Here is a 6,687-nt window from a genome sequence, read left to right as displayed (position 1 = left end):
CGCTCGGCAACTGGGGCCACTACATCGTCCTGGCCTCGGTGCTGCTGTTCGCGGTGTCGACGGCGATCTCGTGGAGCTACTACGGCGACCGCTGTGCGAACTACCTCCTGGGCCACGGCGCGGTGCTGCCCTACAAGGTGGTGTTCGTGATCATGCACTTCCTGGGGGCGGTCGCGCCGCTGGGGGTGGCCTGGGCGCTGGGCGACATCGCGCTCGCGTTGGTCATCGTGCCCAACCTGTTGGCGCTGTTGATCTTGTCCGGCCAGGTCAAGGGGATGACCGACGACTACTTCCGGCGGGAGCCCTGGGTCGAGAACGCCGAGGTGCACCGCCGGATCCGCGACGAGGGCCGACGGTAGGTCATGTGATCAATAGACGAACCAATTTCCCGCCTTCGTCCCCAGGTTCGTCCCCAGCTTTCCCGGCGGCGTGGGGGCGGATCGCTGGCCGGCGCGGTGTCGGATTGGTTAGTCTCGTCGGCGAGGGCTCCTGTCACAGGACCCGGACTCTTCCCCATGAGGGATCGGCCCATGGAAATCCTGGGTATCGACGTCGGGGGCCGAGGCATCAAGGGAGCGGTCGTCGAGACCACGACCGGTGAGCTGGTCGAGCCCCGGATGCGCCTGCGCACTCCCCAGCCGGCGACCCCCGAAGCCGTCGCTGCCATGATCGGCGAGCTGGTCGCCCACTTCGAGTGGAGCGGCACCGTCGGCGTGGGTTTTCCCGCCGTCGTGCGTGACCACGTGGTCCGGACCGCCGCGAACATCGACGAGAGCTGGATCGGCGTCGACGTGGTGCAACTCTTCGAGGACCACGCCACGTGCAATTTCGTGGTGGCCAACGATGCCGACGCGGCCGGCCTGGCCGAGATGCAGTTCGGCGCCGGTCGCGGCCACACCGGCGTGGCCCTGGTCCTCACCGTGGGCACCGGGATCGGCAGCGCGTTGTTCGTGGACGGGCGCCTCGTTCCCAACACCGAATTCGGTCACCTCGAGATCCGGGGTTACGAAGCCGAAGCGATCGCTTCGGGCGCCGTGCGGCAACGCAAGCAGCTGAGCTGGCCGAAGTGGGCCAAGCGCATGAACCGGGTGCTCGCGACCTACGAGTCGCTGGTCTCGCCCGATCTCATCGTCTTCGGTGGCGGCATCAGCAAGAAGGCCGAGCGGTTCATGCCCCTGCTCGAGACCGAAGCGCCGATCGTGCCGGCCGCGATGCGCAATCTGGCCGGGATCGTCGGAGCCGCGCTTCTGGCCGCCGAGCACGAAGCCCACGATTCCGACGGCTCGCTGAAGCGGCTCTCGGTCTGGACCGCCTGAGCGCTCTGCCCCATTCTCGCCGCACTTCCCGTCCGCTCCGGCGTCTCCGGCCGGAGACCCGTTCCTCTCGCAGGAGAGTTTCGTGCGGCGCGCTTCGATGCACTGGCGGTGGGTGGCGGCCCTGGTCCTCCTCGTGGGTCTGGTCGCCGGGGTCCAGTGGAAGGTCGGCTGGGTCGAGGTGCTGACCGCGTGGAGTCGCGTGACGCCCGTCGACGCGCTCGTCGTCGTGGGCCTGACCGCGATCGGGTACTTCGCGCGGGCCCAGCGGCTGGCGGCGCATTTCGGATCGCCGGTGCGCGAGCACCCCTGGCACTGTCTGCGGATCGTCTCGATCCACAACGCCGCGAACAACATCCTGCCCATGCGGACGGGCGAGGTCGGGTTCCCGCTTCTCCTGAAGCAGACCTTCGGCCTGCGCATCGGACCGACGGTGGCGTCGCTCCTGTGGCTGCGCCTGCTCGACGTGCTGTCGCTGGGTCTGGTGGTGATGGTGACCCTGGGCGTGGCCCATGTGGGATGGGCCCTGTCGGTGATCGGCGCCGTCCTCGTCGTGCTCGGCCCCTGGGGAGCGCGGTCGCTGCTCCGGCGGCCGTGGGCGACACCGCACTTCGCGGCGCGAACCTTGTCGACCCTGCGGGAGGGACTGCCCGGGGACGGGCGGGCGGTCTTGGGGACCCAGGTGTGGAGTCTGGTGCACTGGGGGAGCAAGTTGGCCGCCTACACCTGGCTCCTCGTCCGGCTCGGCGACGTGGCCGTCCCGACCGCCACCCTGGCCGCCGTTGCCGGCGAGGCGACCAGCGTGCTCCCGGTGCACGGATTCGCCGGCGCGGGCACCTACGAGGCCGGGGTGCTGGCGGTGCTGCGGCCGCTGGGTGTTCCCTGGGGCCAGGCCGTGCAAGCCGCGGTGAACCTCCATCTCTTCCTGCTCGCGGTGTCGGTGGTCGCTGCTGCCCTGGCGCTGATGCTCCCGGGGCGCGTGGCGACCGCCGAGAGCCGCCCGTAGCGACCGCCCGGTCCATGCGCTAAGCTGCCGGCGACCTCGCACGCACCAGCCCGGAACGAACGTGGACCGCACGACGCAGCCGACCTCCCGCCCCGACGTCAGTGTCGTCGTGCCGCTGTACGACGAACAGGACAACGTCGTTCGTCTGGCCGAGCACACGCACCAGGCCCTGGCGCGGGCACCTTTCCGCTGGGAACTGGTCCTGGTCGACGACGGCAGCAACGATCACACCCTCGAAGAAGCACGCGGCGTCCAGCGACGCTACGGCGGCCACGTGAAGGTCGTGTCGTTGCAGCGCAACTTCGGACAGACCGCTGCCATGCAGGCCGGCCTGGATCGAGCGCGTGGGCAGGTGGTCGTGACCCTCGACGGTGACCTGCAGAACGATCCCGAGGACATCCCGCGGCTGGTGGCCAAGCTCATCGACGAGGATCTCGACCTGGTCGTCGGCTGGAGGCGCCAGCGGCAGGACGGCTTCTGGCTGCGCCGCGTCCCGTCGCGTCTGGCCAACAAACTGATCCGCCGGGTGACCGGCGTCGACGTCCACGACTACGGTTGCAGCCTGAAGGCCTACCGCGCGTCGCTCGTGCGTCAGATGCGTCTGTACGGAGAGATGCATCGATTCATTCCCGCCTGGGCCGCCATGGCCACCTCGCCGCGGCGCATCGCCGAACTCGAGGTCCAACACCACGCGCGCGAGGCCGGCCGGTCGAAGTATGGAATCTCGCGGGTGTCGCGCGTGCTGCTCGATCTGTTGGTCGTGCACTTCTTCCTGCACTACCGCTCCATGCCGGGGCATTTCTTCGGGGCGATCGGCCTGACCGTCGGCGGCGTGGGGGCACTGATCCTCGCCTACCTGGCCGGGGTGAAGTTCATCGGCGGTGAGGACATCGGAGGCCGGCCGTTGTTGCTGGTGGGAGTGGTCTGTCTGATCGCATCGGTGCAGCTGGTGACGACCGGAGTGGTCACCGAACTCGTCGCGCGGACGTGGTTCAGTTCTCCCGGCGTGCATTCGTACGTGGTGCGCGAGGAGGACGCGACACGAGTCACCGACCTCGCGGAGCAAGGCAGCACCGACGAGGCCTGGCACGAGGGCGATCGGGCGGCGGAGTCCCGTGCGACGTGAGTGGGTCGCGGGTCTGGTGCTCGCGGTGCTGGTGGGATTCTTCCTCGACCTGGGCACGCCGCCCCTCTTCGACCGCGACGAGGGCGCGTTCAGTGAAGCCACCCGCGAAATGTTCGAGACGGGCGATTTCGTCGCGCCTCAGCTGAACGCCGAACCCCGTTACGACAAGCCGATCCTGATCTACTGGGCCCAGGCGGTCTTCGTGTTCCTGGTGGGCGTGAACGAATGGGGGTTCCGGCTGGCCTCGGCGGTGGCGGCCACGCTGTGGCTGGTGGCCCTGGTGCGCTTCGTGAGGCCGCGCCACGGCGCCGAGACCGCGTTTTTCGCCGGCATCCTCATGGCGACCACGCTGGGCACGATGACCCTGGCGCGCGCGGCGATCGCCGATGCCCTGCTGAACCTGTGGCTGGCCCTGGCCATGTTCGACATGTGGCGCTGGATCGAGGGCGGTTCGCCCGGCCGTTGGCGGATCTATCTGTGGATGGCCCTGGGATTCCTGACCAAGGGTCCGGTGGCCGTGCTCGTGCCCGGTGCGACCTCGCTGTTGTTCTTCGCCTGGCGCCGCGACCTGCGCACCTGGGTGCGAAGCATCTTCGACCCGCGCGGGTGGCTGGTCTTCGTGGCGGTGGCGGCGCCCTGGTACGTCGTCATGTTCGCCTGTGACGGCTGGGACTTCTGGAACGGGTTCTTCATGCGTCACAACGTGGAGCGCTTCTCGTCGCCGATGGAGGGCCATGGGGGGAGCTGGTTCTACTACCTGCCCGTGTTGCTGGTCGTCGTGTTGCCGCACACCGGACTGTTGCTGCGCGCTCTCGGGAAGATCGGCGAGGCCCGCCGCGACGAGCAGGCACGCTTCCTGTGGCTGTGGATCGCCTTCGTGATCGTGTTCTTCTCGCTGTCGGACACGAAGCTGCCGCACTACGTGCTGCTCGGGGTGACGCCGCTGTTCGTGCTCATGGCGAGGCACCGCGAGGCGCTGCGGTCGCGCTGGCTGCTGGCGGTGCCGCCGGTTCTGCTGTGGGGCGTGCTGTTCGCGCTGCCCTTCGCCGTGGAGAGCATCCGTGCCCGGCTCGACGACCCCTACTTCGAGGCCCTGCTCGGCGAAGCGCCCGGCGTGTTCGGTGCCCTGTACGCGCTGGCGTGCATCGTGGGGGTCCTGGCGTGGGCCGGTGGGGTGATGGTGTGGCGGCGGGGCCCGCTGTGGCGGGCGATCACGCCGCTCGCGGTGCTGCACGCGTTCCTGATCGTGCGCTTCGTCGTGCCCACCTTCGGTGAACTGCTCCAGGGTCCGGTGAAGGAAGCGGCGACCATGGCCCACGAGATCGGCGCGCCCACCGTGCGGCACTCGGTGGACCTGCCCAGCGTGAGCGTGTACCGGCGCAGTCCGACGCCGGCACGTCCGCCGGAGCCTGGCGAGCTGGCCGTGACCGAGGTGCACGACCTCGAGGGGCTCGGAGAGCCGATCGAGGTGCTGTACCAGCGCGGGGGAATCCTGCTGGTGCGGCGGCCGGAGGAAGCGCCCGGGCCGTGACCGGCGCTCGTCGTCACTCGTCGAACCGTGCCTTCACGCCACCCCAGCTGCTCTGCTCGGTGCGGACCGCTCCGAGCGTCTCGATCTGCGCCTGGAACTGCTCCATGGTCAGCCCTCCGATCGAATCCAACTGGAGCTTCTCGCGCTCGGCGGCCAGCCGGGCGGCCGTCTCGGGGTCGAGGAGATCCTCGAACTCGTCGAGCAGGGCGGTGAGATCGGCCTGCATGGGTGCGGTGACGAAGGCAAATTCGCCGAAGCCGCGGACCAGGGCACTGATGGCGGTGATCCAGTTCCCCTGCGCGCGCAGGACGCGATAGACGAAGGTCGGCCGTTCGACCAGCGCGACGGCGAGGGCCGGGCTGAGCTCCTCGTAGAGCTGGATGTACCGCTGTCCGACGTCGGTGGTCGCGAGAACCTCGTCGCGATACCTGGTGAGCGTCTCGAGCATGCCCTCGGCACCGTGGATGGTCGCTCGGTCGAGTGGACCGCCGGGCGTGGTGACCGAGCGTGGGGTCGGATCGCAGCCGGGAAACCCGAAAGCGGCGTTGAGCATGTCCAGCATCACGCAGACGACACAGGCGGCGAGGTCCGACGACGTGGCGTCGTAGAAGCTGAGGACGACTTCGTCGAAGGGCGGGTTCGGTGCGGCGCGTCGCATTCCTGGATCGGGTGGGCGTCCGTACAGGCGCACCGATCCGCGGACCTCGACCTGGCCCGCCGGGACGACGGTCGTCCCCGGAGAGATCTGTTCCTCACGCGAACCGTCGAACACCAGGATCCGGGTCCCCTCGAGGAAATCACTCGTCCAGTACACCGTGTCGGGAGTCGCTGGGACGCGATCGAGGAGTACCCGGAGCGAGGTCCCCGCCCCGGATGGCCTGAACAGCGTGAAGCGCCCGGCGTCGTCGGTCCGGCCGTCGTAGGTCTCGAACTGCGCGATCGGCTCGTCGGAAGGTTCGTCGTCGTCGACGATCGTCACCTCGACGAAGGCCGGATCGCCGACGAAGGCGTTCTGCGCCCGGCTGAGGTCCACCACGAAGCGTTCGTCGGCCTCGTCGACGATGTCGTCGATGATCGGGACCACGACCTCCCGCGTCCCGCTCTCACCGGGTTCCCACCGCAGGGTCCGCCGGACCTCGGCGAAGTCGCGCCCCATCTGTGCGTCCTCGGTCGAGTCCGTGGTGCGGAACAGGACCAACACGGTGTCGGGATCGGGCCCGGCCAGGTCCACCGTGAAGGTCACGTATCCCGCTGCCTCGTCGACACTGGACGGAGCATCGACGAAGCGAACGGGTTGGACGGTCTGCGCTCCGGCCGTCGCGGGGACGACGAGCCCCAGCAGCAGCAGCAGCGCCGTCAGGGTTGGGCAGGCGGAAGACACGGCAGGAGCCCTCCCGTCGAGAGAAGCACTCGATCCTTCACCGTATCGGACGCGCCGTCCGGGCTCGAATCACAGGTCGGTCAGTCCCGCGCCCCGGCCTCCGCGAACACCGGTTGCCGGCCGCGGATCCGCTCGCGCCGCGTCAACCACGTCGCCCAGGCCGCACCGAACGTCAGCCCGATGTAGGCTCCCACGATCACGTCGCTCGGGTAATGGGCCGCGGTGATCACGCGGCTCAGGGCGACCACGGCGGCCAGCGCGAACCACAGCACCCGCCACCGCGGGAACAACACCGACAGCGCCAGGGCCAGGCCGAAGATCGTGCTCGAG

The 6,687-nt window shown here is 69.1% G+C and carries 7 protein-coding genes; 5 read left to right on the top strand and 2 right to left on the bottom strand.

The annotated features are described in order from the left end of the window. The 5 genes from VKA86_01225 to VKA86_01205 all read left to right on the top strand — a co-directional run. The coding region (locus VKA86_01225; protein ID HKK69808.1) for an alanine:cation symporter family protein at positions 1 to 359 on the top strand (359 nt) is incomplete at its 5' end. 171 nt (positions 360 to 530) lie between these two features. Next, complete coding sequence (locus VKA86_01220) at positions 531 to 1,316, top strand: ROK family protein (GenBank protein ID HKK69807.1); 786 nt, start codon at positions 531 to 533, stop codon at positions 1,314 to 1,316. A gap of 82 nt (positions 1,317 to 1,398) precedes the next feature. Further along, entirely contained in the window at positions 1,399 to 2,319 is a 921-nt protein-coding gene (locus tag VKA86_01215) for a lysylphosphatidylglycerol synthase transmembrane domain-containing protein (protein HKK69806.1), read from the top strand. 61 nt (positions 2,320 to 2,380) lie between these two features. Continuing rightward, positions 2,381 to 3,445, top strand: coding sequence for a glycosyltransferase family 2 protein (locus tag VKA86_01210; protein HKK69805.1), 1,065 nt, complete (start codon positions 2,381 to 2,383; stop codon positions 3,443 to 3,445). Next, positions 3,435 to 4,976 carry a glycosyltransferase family 39 protein gene (locus tag VKA86_01205; GenBank protein ID HKK69804.1) on the top strand — a complete coding sequence of 514 codons (1,542 nt, stop codon included), beginning with the start codon at positions 3,435 to 3,437 and terminating at the stop codon, positions 4,974 to 4,976. The genes VKA86_01210 and VKA86_01205 overlap by 11 nt, the downstream gene beginning before the upstream one ends. 13 nt (positions 4,977 to 4,989) lie before the next feature. On the opposite strand, the gene VKA86_01200 is transcribed toward VKA86_01205, so the two are convergent. Further along, entirely contained in the window at positions 4,990 to 6,357 is a 1,368-nt protein-coding gene (locus VKA86_01200) for a Calx-beta domain-containing protein (GenBank protein HKK69803.1), read from the bottom strand. An 80-nt stretch (positions 6,358 to 6,437) separates the two neighbouring features. Next, positions 6,438 to 6,687, bottom strand: a 250-nt coding sequence (locus VKA86_01195) for a phosphatase PAP2 family protein (protein HKK69802.1), incomplete at its 5' end; no start/stop codon positions are given.

The sequence above is a fragment of the Candidatus Krumholzibacteriia bacterium genome (genome assembly GCA_035268685.1).
In the GTDB taxonomy this organism is placed as follows: Bacteria; Krumholzibacteriota; Krumholzibacteriia; order JAJRXK01; family JAJRXK01; genus JAJRXK01.
This window is presented reverse-complemented; position numbering and strand designations above follow the sequence as displayed.

Bases quoted from the DNA above. Each gene is read 5' to 3' on its own strand.
- VKA86_01220 (HKK69807.1), top strand. From the start codon at position 531: ATGGAAATCCTGGGTATCGACGTCGGGGGCCGAGGCATCAAGGGAGCG.